Source organism: Leptolyngbya sp. FACHB-541 (assembly GCF_014695875.1).
GTDB lineage: Bacteria > Cyanobacteriota > Cyanobacteriia > Elainellales > Elainellaceae > JAAUTN01.
In genome coordinates, this window is the sequence record NZ_JACJPC010000149.1 from 83,662 (window position 1) to 99,944 (window position 16,283).

Here is a 16,283-nt window from a genome sequence, read left to right on the forward strand (position 1 = left end):
CTATAGTCTGCTTCATCGGTACCTCCAAAGAGGTAACAGCTATGGCATCTAGCCCACACAAATCCATCCACGGAGTTGAATGACGAACCTATGATTGACACCCTGAAGCAATCCTACAAGGAACAATTAATCAAGGCAGGCGTCGAACCTCAGAAGGCTGTAAAAGCCGCTGAAAAAATCACTCGCGAAGAGTTGAACTTGATTGGTGAAATTTGGACAGATTGGGCTAATGCCGCACGCCGAATTGAGTTAGCGTCTCGTGCGGTCGGCTTAGCTGAAATGACTCAGTAACATTCTGGAGGGTTGAATGGTTAGGAGTTTGGAGCGAACAACGCAATTGATGGGCATAGCCCTGAGCAGTTTAGTTGTGTTGAGCCAGGTTCCCTCGGCGATCGCCCAAATCCCTTCAAACAGCGGGATTGCTCCTAACCCAACCCCTCCTGCCGCTGTCCCACAAGAATCAGGTGCGCCTGCTCCGGCTGATCCAGCTCAATCATTGCAAGACTACACGCTGGGTTCTGGCGATCGCGTCCGGCTAGACCTTTTTGAAGTGCCTGAATACAGCGGTGAATATCAGGTTTTGTCAGACGGGACGTTGAGTCTGCCTCGAATTGGCGTTGTGCCCGTGCGTGGATTGACCATCGACCAGGCTTCTGCTGAAATTTCAAATCGCTATGCAGTCTATGTGCGCCGTCCCTTTGTGACGATCACGTTGCTGGAAGCGGGGGCAATCAATATTGCGATCGCCGGACAGGTGCAGCGTCCTGGCACCTACGTCGTTTCTGAGGAAGAGATTGCAGGCATTCCAACCGTGACGCAAGTGATCAAGCTTGCGGGCGGCATTACCCAAGATGCCAATGTGCGTGAAGTGCTGGTGCGTCGTCCTGCCCCTCGTTTGGGCGGTTCCAGTCAGGAACTAGAGGTTGATCTGTGGGAACTGCTGAGAACAGGCGACATCAGCCAAGATTTAGTCGTGCGAGACGGTGACACTATTGTCATTCCCACGGCAACTGCTCTCAGCCCTGCTGAAGCCACAGAAATTTCCTCTGCTAGCTTTTCGCCTGACACAATTACGGTGAATGTGGTTGGTGAAGTGGCTCAGCCAGGGGCGATCGCCGTTCCGCCTAACACACCGCTAAACCAGGCCATTTTAGCAGCAGGCGGATTCAACAATCGCGCCAGTGAAGGCGACGTTGAACTGGTTCGGCTAAACCCCAACGGCACCGTTGCCCGTGAAACGATCGAAGTTGACCTGGCTCAGGCGGCTGACCCGGAAGCAAATCCGCCCCTTCGCAGCAATGACACGGTAATTGTAGAGCGTTCTAGCTTAGCCTCTTTCTCCGATACCGCAGGCTTCTTACTCTCGCCCATCACAAGCATCGTTAGAATTCTGGAAGCAATATTTTAAGGCAAGCTAGCAAAAGGAATAGGTAAGGGCTAAGCCCTTACCCATTCCTTTTGCTTAACCTGTATGGTTGCCGCTGTACCTAATTTCAAACGGAGAGGGAGGGATTCGAACCCTCGGTAGGGCATTACTGTTCCTACAACAGATTAGCAATCTGCCGCTTTCGACCACTCAGCCACCTCTCCAGGTGACGAAACATCATAATAACAGATTTGCGAAAAGAACTGGTAGGTCTTTTCATCCTTACTCAAAAGATTGCTCGACCCAGGCGGGAATGTAGCGCCAAGCTTTATTTAGCTCAGCATCCAGCGCTCTATAGTTAGGCTCCTTCTTTTCCACGAGTGCCCAGAATTTGGCGGAATGGTTGAGATGAACCGTGTGGCACAGTTCATGGATGAACACGTACCGCACCAGATCAGGCGGCAGAAACAGCAGTTTGTGGTTGAGGCTAATTGACTTTTGGCTAGAACAGCTTGCCCAGCGGGTCTTTTGTCCTCGCACAGAAACGCGGCTATAGGGCAGACTAATCTCCTTGCTAGTTCGTTTTAACCAGGGAGCCAGATGAAAGTAGGATTGGCGGGTGAGCCATTGTCTCAGGGCTTGCCTACAGGCTTCTAGATGATGAGTTGGCCCACGTAGTATGAGTTGATGGGACGCTTTTTGAGTCGTGAGCGATAGGTTGGGCGCGTCAGACGGAAGATAGGCAACCGTCCAGGTCAGGGGGGGCGATCGCCACTCAATTTGGTCGGGCAATGCTCCAGTTGGCTCAGCCGGAGTAGCCTGCCGTTCCGTCGCAATTCGTTCGGTTGTTTTAGCGATCCAGTCTTGCCGCCGCTGAAGAAGTTCAGGAACACGTCGCTGGTCAAATCCTTTTGGGACAACGATCTCTACTTCACCCCGTAGGGAAATCTTGATCGAAACGTGTTTGGCTCTAACGCTTTCCCGGATACTATACGCAAGTTCCACAATTTTAAGAATTTAACAAGGCTAACGTTTGAGGAAATCTAATAAAATTTGCTGATGCGGTTTTCCTAAGGGGCGCACTTGCCCAGCGCGTTCTGAGTAGCGATCGCCCCTCACAATATCCTCTACGGTAAACAACCCCAAATCCCACCCTTCATTTAGCTCCAGGGTCTCGACAGGTACCGTGAGAGGCGCGTGATAGACATGCCGAATCGCATGAGCATCCGCATAATCCTTGAATTCTTCCACACTGGGGGGACTGTAGCCAATTTCTTCTAGCAATTCGCGCCGCATTGCCACCTCAGGTGACTCTCCTGGCTCCAGGTGTCCGCCAAAAAAAGCCCAGTGACCAGGGTAAATGATCTCTGGAATATTGTCGCGAAGCTGCATGAGAAACTGATTGTCTTGATAGAGAATGGCGATCGCTACAGCCGGACGGCTATCTTTTTCAGCTTGCTTCATAAAGCAGTAAGAATTGAAGGACGAGGATCAAAGTTACGAGAACCCGCTGCGCTGCGTTCGAGTTGGCTTAATTCTTCAACATAAAATTCTCCCTGCTCCCGCCCAGCTAGAGAAATACTTTGATATCGGACCCGTCCTCGAATTAAAACTTGATCCCCAGTTTCCAGGGTTGTATCAGAAGTCAAAACCCAGACTGTTCCTGTGCGGTCTTGAAGCTGGTAGACTTGCCCGTTTAGCAAAGGAGCGCGATCGCCCACGGTGCCCTGCAGCCGCACAAGCTGGTTAGTTGCAGAGCAAGTTTGAATCCGCTCAATCGGTCTAACTCGTCCTGGCTGCAGTCCATTCAAGCAAATTGCCTCTGACCAACCCGCACAACCCGACAGCCCAATTAACCCCAGCAGAATGCTAAATTGCCAAACTCGTACTCTAACCAACCGTATCACCTGCTTAGAAATTCTCCTTATCAGCAACCGCATCTGCGAAACATTATGCCTGCATTGCTAAAAACCCAAAAATAAACTGAATACCGCTTCTACATGAAACCGCATATTTTGAAACAGGCTCCACCTATGCGGGACACGTTCCAAAATATGCGGACTTAAAGAAAATTGGTATGAGAGCTAACAATTTGAAACACGGTTTCTGAGAAACTTCTATCTACCCAGGGCATGTTTTTTTAAGCAGCTTCTATCTACGAACGTAAAATTACTACGGTGAAGGATTTAAGCTGTAAACCTTGAGCGTCTAGTTGTATCAACTTGCACGACTGTTCCCATTCACAATGACACTGAGCTAAGACATGACTGGTAGAGCTGGCATATTAGATGGCAAAGCACTTGCCGCACAGTTACACATTGAGTTAACTCAACAGATCGAAACCTTGCAGCCCCAGATGGGCCGTCCCCCGGCGCTAGCAGTGCTAATGGTAGGAGATAACCCTGCTAGCCTATCTTACGTGCGAGGCAAAGAGCGGGCTTGTGAAAAAGTTGGCATTGCCTCTGTAGGCAAACATCTGCCAGCAGAAACGACTCAACTGGAGCTAGAAAAACTTATCCACGACTTTAATCAAGATGAAACAGTAGACGGCATTTTGATTCAGCTTCCCTTGCCCAGTCATCTTGATGCTGTTGCACTGCTGAGTCAGATTGATTCTGATAAAGATGTCGATGGGCTGCACCCGCTCAACCTGGGACGCCTGGTACGCGCTGAAGTTGGCTTGCGAAGCTGTACCCCAGCCGGGATTATGCGTTTGCTGGCAGCGCATGAAATCGACCCGACAGGCAAACACGTTGTCATTATCGGACGCAGTACGCTGGTTGGCAAACCTTTGGCACTGATGATGCTGAATGCGAATGCAACAGTAACGGTTGCCCACTCGCGTACCCAAAATTTGGAGGCGATCGCCCGGGGCGCGGACATTCTCATTGCAGCCGCCGGTCATCCCAATCTCGTCACAGCAGACATGGTTATGCCCGGTGCAACAGTGATCGACGTGGGCACCAATCGGATCGTAGACGAGACTGGCAAAGCCCGATTGGTAGGTGACGTAGATTTTGACAACGTCCAGAAGGTAGCCAAGTGGCTGTCGCCCGTTCCCGGTGGAGTTGGTCCAATGACGGTTGCCATGTTGTTATACAACACCGTATGGAGCTACCGCCGCAAGTTACACCCCTGAGATTAAGCGGAGATTAATCTCTAGCTATATCCTTGCAGACACTTGCAATCGTAAAATCTTCCTAAGTGGCTGCTACGACCATCAGAACTTACGCAGACAGAATTCCAGATTCGAGCAGTCCAAACGCTAACTAGGAGTTTAAGCCCCTATTTTTCGTGAATGCGTAAGTTCTGATAATTTTGAGCGCAAACTGTGCAAAACTTTCGTAGCACAAACGGAAATTTTAAGTTGAATCAGAAGTGTGAGGAATCAAGGGCTAGCCGTGACTAACGCCATGAATTTATCTCAGTCAGAGTTTAACCTTTCTACTTACCTATCCGCCCAACAAGCTCGTGTAGAATCCGCCCTGGACCAGTCCATTGCAGTCGTCTATCCGGAAAAGATTTATGAAGCAATGCGCTACTCTCTCATGGCAGGGGGCAAGCGTCTGCGCCCAATTCTTTGTCTGGCAACCTGTGAACTGCTGGGCGGGAGTACTGCAATGGCAATGCCAACGGCTTGTGCCCTAGAAATGATCCACACGATGTCTCTGATTCATGACGATTTGCCTGCGATGGATAACGATGACTATCGCCGGGGCAAGCTGACCAATCACAAGGTCTATGGGGAAGACGTTGCGATCTTAGCGGGAGACGGTTTGTTAGCTTATGCATTTGAGTTCATTGCCCTGCAAACTCAAGGAGTACCTGCTGAGCAAGTTCTGCAAGTCATTTCACGGCTAGGGCGAGCGGTGGGTGCAGCCGGACTGGTTGGGGGTCAAGTGGTTGACCTGGAGTCTGAAGGCAAGGTCGATGTCGCGTTGGAAACGCTTGATTTTATTCATCGCCACAAAACAGGAGCGCTGCTCGAAGCCGCTGTAGTATGCGGAGCAGTGTTAGCAGGCGGGTCAGAAGCTAATGTTCAGAGGCTTTCCAGCTATGCTCAAGACATTGGGCTGGCCTTTCAAATTGTGGATGATGTGCTGGATATTACGGCAACCCAAGAGGAATTGGGCAAATCAGTGGGCAAAGATTTGCAGGCTCAAAAAGTGACCTATCCCAGCATTTGGGGCATTGAGGAGTCAAAGCGTCAGGCAGAACAGCGAATCGCTCATGCTAAAGCGCAGCTAGAGCCTTTTGGAGAAAGCGCTCGGCCTTTGATGGCGATCGCCGACTACATTACTGCCCGAACTTATTAAGGACTCACTAAGGGAGGGATGCCGTCATGCAGGACATTAGTGCAATTTTGGATAATCACGTACTGCTGGTCGCAGTCATCGCCTGTTTAATCGCTCAGGTGCTCAAGTTAGTCTTTGAGTTTGCTCGACACGGCAAGGTTAACTTTCGCACGCTTGTTGAAACTGGCGGAATGCCCAGCGCCCATTCTGCTCTGGTGTCGTCCTTGGCAACTGGGGTAGGACAATTAATGGGGTGGGAGAGCAGCGAATTTGCGATCGCTCTAATCTTTGCCATCATCGTCATGTACGATGCAACCGGAGTCCGTCAGGCTGCTGGCAAACAGGCACGCATCCTCAACCAGATCGTGGACGAACTGTTTCGGGGCGACACCGAGTTTGCCGAAGAACGCCTCAAGGAACTGCTAGGACATACTCCCGTTCAGGTAATTGTCGGCTGCTTGTTAGGCATCACGATCTCCTGGTTAGCTGGCCCAGCTTGATTCATTAAACCTTCTGCGTGAATGGAAGCGCGGCGGGGGGGCCTTCCATTCACGCTTCAAAATCTATCAGGGCAAGAAACAAGGGTAGGGCTTAAGCTCTACCCTTGTTTCTTGTCCGAACTGAGGGGACTAGCGCTGTCTATCGCTCAATCCACGGAGGCGACCGCTGGGGTCAACAAAACGACGCGACGGCTATCAACAACTAATGCTAAGAAGTTGCGATCGCTCAATCGCTGCAATACAGAATTTGCTACAGCCGCATCGGAGGTATGCAACGCTAACAGGTAAGGACGCTGCCCATAGGAAACCAGCCCCACCTGACTACCTAATGCCTGCTGCACATCAGTTGCTACCTCTGGACGATTGAAGTAGTCAACCAGCACTGCATAGCCTGCGGCTAGAGGCTGGGGATTGTAAGACAGTGCCTCAGTAGATGCAGCAGTAGGAGGCTGCGTATTGGGAGCTTGTGCCTGAGTTGAAGCCGCTTCAGACGGACGGGCAACAAATGCTTGCATTCCGCCAAGGTCACTCAAATACTGCGCCCACGAGTTGGCAACCTCAGCATCAGTAAAGCCACCGACGCGAGTAACTGTGTTGTCCAAATAGCGGCAAACCGTTGTGGAGGCGTTAGGCGGTAAGGTACGCCGAAGCTGTTCTGGTGTTTGTCCAGATTCGCTGACGACCAAAAGAAGATATTCTCCTGCCGCAGGTGGCTCACAGGCAGGAGCAGACTGGGCGATCGCCCTCTGCCCCTTAATCCCCGTGATACTGATTCCCGTGAAGGTGATCCCCGCAACTACAGCAGCAAGCGCCACCTTCACTGAGAAGACACACAGCTTGATTGGCAGCTTTATTGGAGTTTGGCGCATGATTGGGTCGCCCATGACGGTTTAAGACACAGAAGCCAGAGAAGCCAGCGGATCAGGAATCGTCGCAGAGGGAGACTGAAACTCACCCGTTGCTATATACTCCAGTCGCAACTTCAGCCAGGTAACCAACTGCGGGTTGGTTGAAACAACTGCGGCAGCAGGTTTTGGGCACTTAGCAGCGATCGCTGCCATCTCAGGTGCTTGCAAAAAGGCAGGCTGGTGAACCAGCCAAAAATCGATTTCTTTCCCCTGATCCTGATAGTTGCGTGTCCGCTCCCGCAACACCTCGTCAATGGGTTCTTCCAACAAAAATTTTTGACTGGCTAAAGCGTAATAGTAAGTCTGCATACCTAAATCTCAGTACCACTCATTCAGTAATCAACTCGGGTGATTTTGTTACGGTATCTGCCCTATTCAACCTTGTTCACCCTAAAAAGCAAACTTTTGAGAAAGCAGTGCCGAACCTTGCTTCCTCAAGAACAACCCACCTTTAGAAGATTATCAAAATCGGCTGCTTTCAGATCACCCCTCACACCCCTAATCGCAGCATAAGCAAAACTCCAAGTGTCTGTGGAAAAGCAATAGTGGAAAAGCAATAATCCCTCTCTCTGAGGAAATGTAAGGTAAAGCACAAGCAACAAAAGCTAGCAAATTGCTTCAAATAGCAAAGCTCCGAAAGGAGCGAACACTCGCTCACCTCTGCGCGGACAGAATTTTTCTCAGAAATGTCCTTTGTCAATCGCAACCCTTATAGATCAAGTGTTCTATTTCGGCATAGACACAACAGAACACTTGATCTATTCTAGGAGCATTCCTCGCTTGCAGATTGGGTTTTAGCAGAAGCAAGGAACACGGACAAGATTCAGCAACTTCTGACTTTTCAACTTTTTGCAATTCTTATCTTTTGGCTTGATTTTCCCCACGCATTCCACACTGTTTCCACAAGTGGGTTGAGGTTTTTCCACAGATTGGCTAAGGTTTTCCACAGCCCTTAACGAGAGCATAAGGACTTGCCGTGTTGTTGGGGATTTCAGTCTTAAAAAGCAGCTTTCTCATAAACCACCGTCTTATGATGAAGTTATGTAACAAGAAATGCCCTGAAACCCTGATTGTCTCGTAAACCTTATTTTTATCTGAAGAAGATCGCAACATTTTGCAGCATTGACAAGCCTACCCCCCTCTAGCGCACAATGATGCGACCTACCTAAAAAGCGCTCCGATTTGAGCCGGTCTGGATCTGCCTGTGGATTATCTGTGGATTATTTGCGGGAAAGTTTCAAATTTAGCTTAGAGTCGCGTTGGCGCTGATTTTAGCTGCAACTATGGCGGCGATCGCGCCACAGGCAGGTGTTTTTGTCCATTCGCCCACTTACCAGAGGTTTCTATGAACGCAACCGTCAGCATCTTGGCAGAAATCCCTGAAGAGTTACATGAATCGCTCCAAGGCTACCTGGAAACCCATCCCGACTGGGATCAAGACCGGGTGTTTTCTGCTGCTCTCTCACTGTTTTTGTTACAGAATGGCAATAGCGACAGCGTCGAGTCGTCTCGGAGCTACCGTCGTGCCGCCAGAGTTTATCTAGATACGCTGTTTAAGCACGCTGTCTGAGGCGTAGCTTAAGGCATTCCGACTGAATGCTTGTCTGAGTGCTTCTCTCGTTAAGCTTATTTAAGGCATTGGCGCTGCCCCTTAAAAGACTGCAATTGACTCGATACAATTAGGTCTTGGCTGTAGCAGCTATAGAGGATCTGACCCATGAATTATCTCTGGTTCAAAGCATTTCATATTGTTGGCGTTGTGGTTTGGTTTGCTGGCTTATTCTATTTGGTGCGTCTGTTTGTCTATCACGTCGAAGCAAATGAGCAGCCAGAGCCAGCCCGTAGCATTCTTCAACAGCAATACCAGATCATGGAGAAGCGGCTCTATAAGCTGATTACTACGCCAGGTATGGTGTTAACGGTAGTGATGGCGATCGCCATGCTAGTCACTGCCCCTGAACTCCTCAGAGATACCTGGCTCCACGTCAAAATGGGCCTTGTCGCTGTGCTGATTGGCTACCACCACTACTGCGCTCGTTTGATGAAACAAATGGCCGCAGACAAGTTTGCTCTAGGTAGTCAGCAAATGCGATGGCTCAATGAAGTTCCCACAGTGTTTTTGGTAGTGATTGTGCTGCTTGCGGTATTTAAGAATAATTTGCCTACGGATGTGACGGCTTGGGGTGTTCTGGCTCTGATCGTGGCAATGGCGGCAATTATTCAGCTTTACGCCCGCAAGCGGCGGCTAGACAAGGAGAAGCTAGATGCTACGGCTGATGCAAGCATGAGCAGCATGGCTAACGTCAGCGCAAACAACGGTCATGCATCAGAAGTGCAGGCTGGCTAACCTTTTACGATGAGCTAGAGCGCATCTACCAACACTCAAATCGCTGAAAAAGCTGAGGCAGTTAATTAAACCCAATCAAAAGATTTAAGGGGGAAATGGTTTTACCATTTCCCCCTTAAATCTTTGATCTGGAGTGAGGCTACTGAGGCTCTACAGGTTATTCCGTCATGTGTGTTTCCCCATATCCTGTTGTCTAGCTAAGCAAAACTCTTCATCACACTTGCTAGGACAGTAAGGATAGAAATGAACAAAATCAAACGGGTGTTAATTGCAGGTGGAACGCACGGCAACGAGCTAAATGGGATTTATGCAGTTAGAAAGTACGAGCGACGTCCCGAACTGATCCATAGACCAAGCTTTGAGACATTAACTGTATTAGGCAATCCCAGAGCTATAGAAGCAGGGGTACGCTACATCGATAAAGATTTGAATCGATGTTTTGATATTCCAGAGGGGAAGGAAACGGATCTTGACTATGAGGTTCGACGAGCCAGAGAGATCAAGAACCAGTTTGGACAAGCAGGACAAACGCCTGTGGACTTTGCCATTGATCAGCACGGCACTGACTCTAATGCAGGGTTGATGCTGATTTTAGATAATCTTGACTGCTTCACTTTAAAGCTGGCAGCTTACCTGAGCTACAGACAGCCTGAGCTCAAAGTTTACAGTTCTGCTGCTTCGGGTCGCAGTCAAGATTCACTGCGATCAATTGCTAGATATGGAGTCGGGATTGAAGTCGGACCCGTTGCCCACGGAACACTACACGCAGAACTGTTTCAAAAAACTGAAGTATTAGTTTGTGCAATTTTGGATTACTTAGAACAGTACAACAGCAACACAGTTTCACTAGAAGAAACATCATTAACGGTTTACCAACATGCCAATGCAGTCGATTATCCTAAGGGCAAAAACGGTGAGATTCAAGCGATGATTCATCCTCGGCTTCAGTTCAAAGACTATGAGGCCTTGAATCCTGGTGACCCAATGTTTTTAACATTTGACGGAGATGCGATCGCCTATCAAGGCAGCACAACCGTCTACCCTATTTTCATCAACGAAGCTGCTTATTACGAGAAGGGAATTGCAATGTACCTAACCCAAAAACAGCAATTCCAAGTTAGCTAAGCAGTTAGTGGTATTTATATTGGTTAAAAAACCTTGCCATGCGCTCCACAGCAGATTCTAAAATCGCTGGTTCATGCACCAGGGCAAATCGGACATACCCCTCACCCGACTTACCAAAACCTGCCCCAGGAGAAGCGGCAACGCCTGTTTCTTCCACTAAACGGGTGCAGAATTGGATGGAGTCTTGCACCCAGGGTTCTGGCAGTCTTGCCCAGATGTACATCGTCGCGTCAGGACAGGGCACCTGCCAGCCAATTTGGTGCAGGGCAGCGATGAAGGCATTCCGACGCTGACGGAAAGTTTCAACTGCGACATTCACCCCGGCTTGCGGTCCAGTGAGAGCAGCGATCGCCCCATTCAAAATGCCGCGATACTGATTGAAATCCACAGCGGCTTTTACCTGCCGTAGCGCCAGAATTAATTCCTTATTGCCGATCGCATAGCCCACTCGAAAGCCCCCCATGTTATAGGACTTTGACAGGGTGAAAAATTCGATTGAGCAAGTCTTATTCGGGTCAGCCTGGAGAACGGAGGGGGGAGCACTGCCGTTGAAGTACAGGTCAACATAAGGAAAGTCGTGAACCAGTACCAGGTTGTGCTGCTGACAAAAGGCAACGGCTTTTTGGAAAAATGAGAGGGGAGCGATCGCCGTCGTCGGATTATGCGGGTAGCTCAACACCATCATCCGCGACTGGCTTAACACAGGTTCAGGAATGTCTTCCAGGATGGGCAGAAATCCGTTTTCTGCCAGCAGTGGCATCGTATAAATTTGACCGCTTGCCAAATATACGCCCCCGACATGGGAAGGATAGCCAGGATCTTGCAGCAACGCAAAGTCTCTCGGGTTTAGGATCGCTAGCGGCAGGTGTGCTGTCCCTTCTTGGGAACCTATGAGCGGCAAAACTTCGGTTTCTGGATCTACGGCGATGCCAAATTTTTGGGTATACCACTGTGCCGCAGCTTGCCGAAACGACCGAGTCCCATGAAACAACAGATAGCCATGAGTGTCAGGATCGCGCAGGGAAGTGGCGATCGCCTCCAATACATGCTCTGATGCAGGCAAGTCAGAAGACCCTAACGACAGATCAATCAAATCCTGACCTGCAGACTTAGCTCTGGCTTTAGCCCGATCCATGTCTGCAAACACATTGGCTTGCAGCGGTTCCAAACGTTTGGCAAATTGCATGGTCTTGTTGTAGCCCAGATTGATAGCGTAGGAGGATGGGCAAGTCCGGACCTACACGGACTGGCTTATTACTTAAGCCGCTGTGGGTAAGTAAGGCGTGAGAAACGCTTCTAGTTTTTGCTTACTCATTGCCCCTTCTGTCGAAGTGAGGACTTCGCCCTGCTTTAGCAGAACCAGAAAAGGAACTCCCTGAACCTGGTACTTTGCTACAGTTTCCGGGTTGGGATCGACTTCCATCTTGACGACCTTGAGGCGATCGCCATAGGTTTGGGCCGCCCAATCTGCTACTGGCGACATCAAGCGGCAAGGGCCACACCACGAAGCCCAGAAGTAAACCAACACAGGCTGTGTGGCGCTTAAAACTTCTGCGTCAAACTCAGGATCTGTGATCGAAAGGACAGTGTTGCTCATGCTAGGTCACAATAATTCAATCACCACCTGATCTAGGTTAACCGTCAGACCGTCGTTTCGGGTCAAAACTGGGACTAAATCGATAAAAAACTTCTACGTTGTACCGCTTTTACCCGTACACTAAGGCATCTTTATTACATCCCCTCACCCAGACTGGAAGCTCTCCTGCTGAATGTTCAAAACACTATAGAAACTATTGGTAACTGACGTGACTCAAACTAGTACTTCATCCAAGGCTGTTCAAGTTCGAGCGATCGCCACCCCAGAAGAAATCGAGCAGTTTTTAGACGTTCCTGCAAAGATCTATGCTCACGACACAAACTGGGTGCCCCCCCTCCGCAGTAGCGTTGCCAAGCAGCTTGCGCCAGACAATCCGTTTCTTCAGTACGGCAAACTGCAAGCTTTTATTGCAGTGAAGGGCGAATCCGGTGAGGAAGTCGTTGGCCGCATCGTGGCATCCGTAAACCAGCGTTTGATCGAGCGGGAAGGCAAGAACGTTGGACTGTTTGGCTTTTTTGAGTGCGTAGAAGATTCGGCAGTTGCCCAGGCTCTTTTGCGAGCTGCCTGCCAATGGCTCCGAGAGCAAGGGATGACCAAAGCGAGAGGACCGATCGACCTCTCCACCCACAACAATTGCCTGCTGCTGGTAGATGGCTTTGACTCACCGCCGACGATCATGATGCCCTACAACCCGCCCTACTACCCCCAATTCATTGAGCAGGATGGTTGGCAAAAAGCGATCGATGCCTATTCCTATCACTTGCCCCTCGATCGCCCCCTTCCAACTGAGTATGAAAAAGGCTATCGTATTGCTGCTAAGTCAGGAGTGAGCTTTCGTCGGGTCAATCTTAAAGGCGAAGCGTTCGATCAGGATGTCGAGGGAATTTATTATCTGTTCAACAAAGCCTTTGCCAACAACTACAGTTCCACGCCCCGGACATTAGAAGAATTCAGGGAAGAGGCAGAAGACCTCAAAACCGTAGTTGATCCCGACATCTTTTGGATTGCTGAATACGAAGGGGAAATGGTCGGCTTCTTCATGGCGCTGCCTGACTACAACATTGCGCTCAAGCACGTTGGCGGCAAGCTCAACTGGCTAGGCATTCTCAAACTGCTCTGGTATCGCCGTCAGATCAACCAAGCACGGGTCATCGTCATTTGCGCCCTACCTGAACACCGCCGCAGAATGGTGCCTCTAGCTCTGATCCATCTGGGAATGCAGAGTGGCGTGCAAAAAGGCAAACCTTACAAGCAAGCAGAACTAGGATACGTCTACGAAGATAATTCTCCTTCTCGTAAAGTCGTTGAAGCGACCGGAGCAAAAGTCTACAAAACCTACCGAATCTATGAGAAAACACTGGTGTAAACAGCCGTAGGTTAGGTGAAGCAAAGGGCTTTGTTGCATGATTGAGAAGAGGCACAGATCCCTCCTTGTGGAAACTTGCGATTAAGCTTTGACTTCGTAGCTATTAGGTTTAGCGATTTGGATCATGCGATTAAGTGCAGCACACTTGATGAACAATTCGACTGCCTGATTGTCAAAGGTGCGCGAACTCAGCCTGCTGCCAAAGATCGTCTTGAAGCGAAACATCGTGGTTTCGGATAAAGAGCGTCGATGGTAATTGGCATCGCGCTTCCACTTCTTACGCCCATGTTTGCGAATATATCTGAGATTCTCGTCTCTGGGATGAGGCGGCGCTTTGCAATTGCCATGCTGCCAAATCACCGCAGCCTTACGAGGCGGAATGACCGCTTTTGCATCACGTTCGGCAATCTCATCGTAACAGTGGCGGTGGTCGTAGGCTCCATCGGCTGAAACTTGCTCAATCTCGTCCTCAATCTGGTCGAGTAGGTTACTCAAAACTTCGCCATCCTGATAGTTGTTGGTCGTCACAACCGCCGCTAAGATTTCTCCAGTTGATTCATCAACGCCCAAGTGCAGCTTACGCCAAGTACGACGTTTACTGATTCCATGCTGACGGGTTTTCCATTCTCCTTCTCCATACACTTTCACCCCGGTTGAATCGACAACGACATGCCGTGCTCCTGTTTTCGGTCGTACAGGAATGTCAACCTCTAGCTTGCCCATCCGTCGAGATAACGTGCTGTGGTCGGGAACCTGCAACTCGATGCCCATCAACTTGAAGATAGACTCTAGAAATCCTTGGCATTGCCGCCCCGCCAAACGATAGACCGCTTTCACCGTCGCCATCGTCACAATGGCTAACTCACTATAGTAGTTCGACGCACCTGGCTTGCCACTCAAGTCTGGATCGACCCATTGCGCCAGAACCGATTCATCGATCCACAAGGTCAGGCTTCCCCTCCCTTTGAGTCCAGCGTTATACTCAGACCAGTTGCGGATGCGGTATTGAGCTTGCATGGCAGGTTTTGGTGTGGTAATTGAAACTTACCATGTCTCTCCCGCCCGCAACCCCTCTTTTGTGCAACAACGCCATTTCCTTTGATGCACAATCGTTAATCTCTAAAAGATGTTTGCGATATAACCGTTTGCATTGTATTAACCAGGTCAAGCACCCTAGCAGCAACAGGGCGGGACAGCGGCGCATATCCTGCTGCATCAGCAAGCGCTCTGCCATCTTCCATGAGTGCCCATTCAATCAGGTCTTGCAGTGCCGCTTTTTGGGCTGGATCAGGATAATTCTCATAGAGCAACAGATACGTTAAACCAATAATGGGGTAAGCATCTGCACTTTCTGGATCGGGCGAAAGAGTCACCAGATCATCGGTTGTTTCAACATTTTCTGTGGCATCTTCGGCTGCATTAGGCAAAGGTTCAATGAAGAAACCTGCTTTATTTTCTAGCGTTGCCATTGGCAGATGAGTACGTTCAGCGTAAGCAAATCCGGTGTAACCGATCGCCCCCTGGGTTTGCTGAATGGTGGCTGCGACGCCTACATTACCAGGAGCCGCATTGCCTACCGTCCATTCGACTATCTGCCCTACACCTGCTGTCCAGTCAGGACAAACCTGATCCAGGTGATTGGTGAAATTGAATGTAGTGCCGCTGTTATCTGAACGATGCACAAATGTGATCGGTAAATTAGGAAGTGATACTTCCAGGTTATCTTGGGCGATCGCAGAGTCATTCCAGTTTGTGATTTCACCTGTTGTAATGCCGCAGTATGTCTCACGCGAGAGCCGAAATTCTTCTACACCTGGCAGGTTATACGCTAATACAATAGCGCTGCTGGCAAGCGGCACTTGAATTGGTTTACCTCGCTCATCTGGAAATTGAGCAATTTCTTCGGCTGTCAAAGGTACATCAGTGCTGCCAAAATCAACCTCTTGATTGAGAAACTGTTCAATTCCTGCACCGCTCCCCACCGCTTCATAACTCACTTCAACCTGGGGATTTTGCTGGTGATATCGGTCAAACCACAACTCATAGAGGGGAGCCGGAAAGCTAGCTCCTGCACCCTCAAGAGAAACAGAAGGAGTCGGTTGGGTAGAGCAGGAGGCTAAAGCTGTGATAAGTGAAATCAATGGAATTGGAGCTATTAGGCGAAACAGTTTAGATTGCGTCAACATAGTAAATTTCGGGGTAAATGAGTTGAATTTGTCGCATTTGCGTAAGGCCTGGCTGTATCAACCTACGACAGTTGTGTTTCATGAGGATGAGGTGACGATCGCTTCACCTTGTTAATCCAGCCTCGGTGCAAGCTCAACACCTGGGAGTAGGGCAAATCGTAATCAACCACCAAATCAAACACAAATGGCTTCACCCACCGTGGAAACCGTTGATGTAGAAATCGACTGAGCTGCGATCGCAACAAAAACTCAATGAACAACCGCTTCTTGCGCGGAAACGAGTAATTTGACAATTCTCTGAGTGCATGAGCATCGGGGACTCTTTGCTCAGAAAAGGCAGGTAAAACTAGCGCCCAATCATCCTCATACTGCTCCAACAACCGCTCAAGAATCAGGACATCCTCTAGTGAAGCATTGCACCCCTGCCCCAGCGAAGGTGAGACAGCATGAGCGGCATCTCCAATCAGCAAAATACTGTCTCCCTCATGGAAGCGATCGCACTGTACCGTTAACGCCTGCCCCACTGGACGCTGCCAGAACGCTTCTGCTTCCTCTGGTGACATCAACTGCCCAATCACAGGAAAGTTCTCTTG

At 49.6% G+C, this 16,283-nt stretch carries 19 protein-coding genes and 1 tRNA gene; 9 read left to right on the forward strand and 11 right to left on the reverse strand.

All coding sequences use genetic code 11. The features are described from left to right. Positions 1-90: 90 nt before the first annotated feature. Positions 91-291: a hypothetical protein gene (locus H6G00_RS33870; protein ID WP_190800090.1), complete on the forward strand. Its 201-nt coding sequence runs from the start codon at positions 91-93 to the stop codon at positions 289-291. Between the two features lie 16 nt (positions 292-307). Beyond that, positions 308-1,408 (forward strand): polysaccharide biosynthesis/export family protein, encoded by a 1,101-nt coding sequence (locus tag H6G00_RS33875; protein ID WP_242042659.1) that lies wholly within the window; start codon positions 308-310, stop codon positions 1,406-1,408. A gap of 90 nt (positions 1,409-1,498) precedes the next feature. Here the strand turns inward: H6G00_RS33875 and H6G00_RS33880 are convergent. From H6G00_RS33880 to H6G00_RS33895, 4 genes are all read right to left on the reverse strand, one after another. Beyond that, positions 1,499-1,590, reverse strand: a tRNA-Ser gene (locus H6G00_RS33880). A gap of 58 nt (positions 1,591-1,648) precedes the next feature. Next, complete coding sequence (locus H6G00_RS33885) at positions 1,649-2,371, reverse strand: SprT family zinc-dependent metalloprotease (protein WP_347278263.1); 723 nt, start codon at positions 2,369-2,371, stop codon at positions 1,649-1,651. A 21-nt stretch (positions 2,372-2,392) separates the two neighbouring features. Continuing rightward, positions 2,393-2,830, reverse strand: coding sequence for an NUDIX hydrolase (locus H6G00_RS33890; protein ID WP_190800091.1), 438 nt, complete (start codon positions 2,828-2,830; stop codon positions 2,393-2,395). Continuing rightward, entirely contained in the window at positions 2,827-3,264 is a 438-nt protein-coding gene (locus H6G00_RS33895) for a hypothetical protein (RefSeq protein ID WP_190800092.1), read from the reverse strand. The genes H6G00_RS33890 and H6G00_RS33895 overlap by 4 nt, the downstream gene beginning before the upstream one ends. A 365-nt stretch (positions 3,265-3,629) precedes the next feature. Between H6G00_RS33895 and folD the strand changes: the two genes are divergently transcribed. The 3 genes from folD to H6G00_RS33910 all read left to right on the forward strand — a co-directional run bounded on the left by folD (position 3,630) and on the right by H6G00_RS33910 (position 6,161). Beyond that, a complete protein-coding gene (gene folD, locus H6G00_RS33900; protein WP_190800093.1) occupies positions 3,630-4,505 on the forward strand; it encodes a bifunctional methylenetetrahydrofolate dehydrogenase/methenyltetrahydrofolate cyclohydrolase FolD in 876 nt (291 codons plus the stop codon). Positions 4,506-4,779: 274 nt separating this feature from the next. Next, entirely contained in the window at positions 4,780-5,682 is a 903-nt protein-coding gene (crtE, locus tag H6G00_RS33905) for a geranylgeranyl diphosphate synthase CrtE (RefSeq protein WP_190800094.1), read from the forward strand. 26 nt (positions 5,683-5,708) lie between these two features. Further along, positions 5,709-6,161: a divergent PAP2 family protein gene (locus tag H6G00_RS33910; protein ID WP_190642907.1), complete on the forward strand. Its 453-nt coding sequence runs from the start codon at positions 5,709-5,711 to the stop codon at positions 6,159-6,161. A 146-nt stretch (positions 6,162-6,307) separates the two neighbouring features. On the opposite strand, the gene H6G00_RS33915 is transcribed toward H6G00_RS33910, so the two are convergent. Further along, positions 6,308-7,045, reverse strand: coding sequence for a hypothetical protein (locus H6G00_RS33915; protein ID WP_199318871.1), 738 nt, complete (start codon positions 7,043-7,045; stop codon positions 6,308-6,310). Between the two features lie 6 nt (positions 7,046-7,051). Continuing rightward, the gene (locus tag H6G00_RS33920; protein WP_190800095.1) at positions 7,052-7,378 is read right to left on the reverse strand and encodes an MgPME-cyclase complex family protein; all 327 of its coding nucleotides are present in this window, start codon (positions 7,376-7,378) and stop codon (positions 7,052-7,054) included. A gap of 1,036 nt (positions 7,379-8,414) precedes the next feature. On the opposite strand from H6G00_RS33920, the gene H6G00_RS33925 reads away from it, so the two are divergent. From H6G00_RS33925 to H6G00_RS33935, 3 genes are all read left to right on the forward strand, one after another. Next, entirely contained in the window at positions 8,415-8,639 is a 225-nt protein-coding gene (locus tag H6G00_RS33925; protein ID WP_190642909.1) for a DUF2811 domain-containing protein, read from the forward strand. Between the two features lie 147 nt (positions 8,640-8,786). After that, positions 8,787-9,416, forward strand: a complete 630-nt coding sequence (hemJ, locus tag H6G00_RS33930) for a protoporphyrinogen oxidase HemJ (protein ID WP_190686413.1) — start codon at positions 8,787-8,789, stop codon at positions 9,414-9,416. A 243-nt stretch (positions 9,417-9,659) separates the two neighbouring features. After that, positions 9,660-10,541, forward strand: a complete 882-nt coding sequence (locus tag H6G00_RS33935) for an aspartoacylase (protein ID WP_190800096.1) — start codon at positions 9,660-9,662, stop codon at positions 10,539-10,541. A gap of 4 nt (positions 10,542-10,545) precedes the next feature. Here H6G00_RS33935 and H6G00_RS33940 read toward each other — a convergent pair whose 3' ends face one another. Next, on the reverse strand, positions 10,546-11,727 hold the full coding sequence (locus H6G00_RS33940; protein WP_190800097.1) for an LL-diaminopimelate aminotransferase: 1,182 nt from the start codon (positions 11,725-11,727) through the stop codon (positions 10,546-10,548). Positions 11,728-11,799: 72 nt separating this feature from the next. Continuing rightward, a complete protein-coding gene (locus H6G00_RS33945) occupies positions 11,800-12,138 on the reverse strand; it encodes a thioredoxin domain-containing protein (RefSeq protein WP_190642913.1) in 339 nt (112 codons plus the stop codon). Between the two features lie 208 nt (positions 12,139-12,346). Between H6G00_RS33945 and H6G00_RS33950 the strand changes: the two genes are divergently transcribed. Further along, complete coding sequence (locus tag H6G00_RS33950; RefSeq protein ID WP_190800098.1) at positions 12,347-13,504, forward strand: hypothetical protein; 1,158 nt, start codon at positions 12,347-12,349, stop codon at positions 13,502-13,504. An 81-nt stretch (positions 13,505-13,585) separates the two neighbouring features. Here the strand turns inward: H6G00_RS33950 and H6G00_RS33955 are convergent, their stop codons facing one another. The 3 genes from H6G00_RS33955 to H6G00_RS33965 form a co-directional block, all read right to left on the reverse strand. Continuing rightward, positions 13,586-14,521, reverse strand: coding sequence for an IS5 family transposase (locus H6G00_RS33955; protein WP_190800099.1), 936 nt, complete (start codon positions 14,519-14,521; stop codon positions 13,586-13,588). Positions 14,522-14,616: 95 nt separating this feature from the next. Further along, on the reverse strand, positions 14,617-15,690 hold the full coding sequence (gene pstS / locus H6G00_RS33960; RefSeq protein WP_190800100.1) for a phosphate ABC transporter substrate-binding protein PstS: 1,074 nt from the start codon (positions 15,688-15,690) through the stop codon (positions 14,617-14,619). Between the two features lie 62 nt (positions 15,691-15,752). Beyond that, a partial coding sequence (locus H6G00_RS33965) for an FAD-dependent monooxygenase (RefSeq protein WP_190800101.1) occupies positions 15,753-16,283 on the reverse strand: 531 nt, incomplete at its 5' end.

Bases quoted from the DNA above. Each gene is read 5' to 3' on its own strand.
- H6G00_RS33870 (WP_190800090.1), top strand. From the start codon at position 91: ATGATTGACACCCTGAAGCAATCCTACAAGGAACAATTAATCAAGGCA.
- H6G00_RS33875 (WP_242042659.1), top strand. From the start codon at position 308: ATGGTTAGGAGTTTGGAGCGAACAACGCAATTGATGGGCATAGCCCTG.
- H6G00_RS33890 (WP_190800091.1), bottom strand. From the start codon at position 2,830: ATGAAGCAAGCTGAAAAAGATAGCCGTCCGGCTGTAGCGATCGCCATT.
- folD (WP_190800093.1), top strand. From the start codon at position 3,630: ATGACTGGTAGAGCTGGCATATTAGATGGCAAAGCACTTGCCGCACAG.
- crtE (WP_190800094.1), top strand. From the start codon at position 4,780: ATGAATTTATCTCAGTCAGAGTTTAACCTTTCTACTTACCTATCCGCC.
- H6G00_RS33910 (WP_190642907.1), top strand. From the start codon at position 5,709: ATGCAGGACATTAGTGCAATTTTGGATAATCACGTACTGCTGGTCGCA.
- H6G00_RS33915 (WP_199318871.1), bottom strand. From the start codon at position 7,045: ATGGGCGACCCAATCATGCGCCAAACTCCAATAAAGCTGCCAATCAAG.
- H6G00_RS33920 (WP_190800095.1), bottom strand. From the start codon at position 7,378: ATGCAGACTTACTATTACGCTTTAGCCAGTCAAAAATTTTTGTTGGAA.
- H6G00_RS33925 (WP_190642909.1), top strand. From the start codon at position 8,415: ATGAACGCAACCGTCAGCATCTTGGCAGAAATCCCTGAAGAGTTACAT.
- hemJ (WP_190686413.1), top strand. From the start codon at position 8,787: ATGAATTATCTCTGGTTCAAAGCATTTCATATTGTTGGCGTTGTGGTT.
- H6G00_RS33935 (WP_190800096.1), top strand. From the start codon at position 9,660: ATGAACAAAATCAAACGGGTGTTAATTGCAGGTGGAACGCACGGCAAC.
- H6G00_RS33940 (WP_190800097.1), bottom strand. From the start codon at position 11,727: ATGCAATTTGCCAAACGTTTGGAACCGCTGCAAGCCAATGTGTTTGCA.
- H6G00_RS33945 (WP_190642913.1), bottom strand. From the start codon at position 12,138: ATGAGCAACACTGTCCTTTCGATCACAGATCCTGAGTTTGACGCAGAA.
- H6G00_RS33955 (WP_190800099.1), bottom strand. From the start codon at position 14,521: ATGCAAGCTCAATACCGCATCCGCAACTGGTCTGAGTATAACGCTGGA.
- pstS (WP_190800100.1), bottom strand. From the start codon at position 15,690: ATGTTGACGCAATCTAAACTGTTTCGCCTAATAGCTCCAATTCCATTG.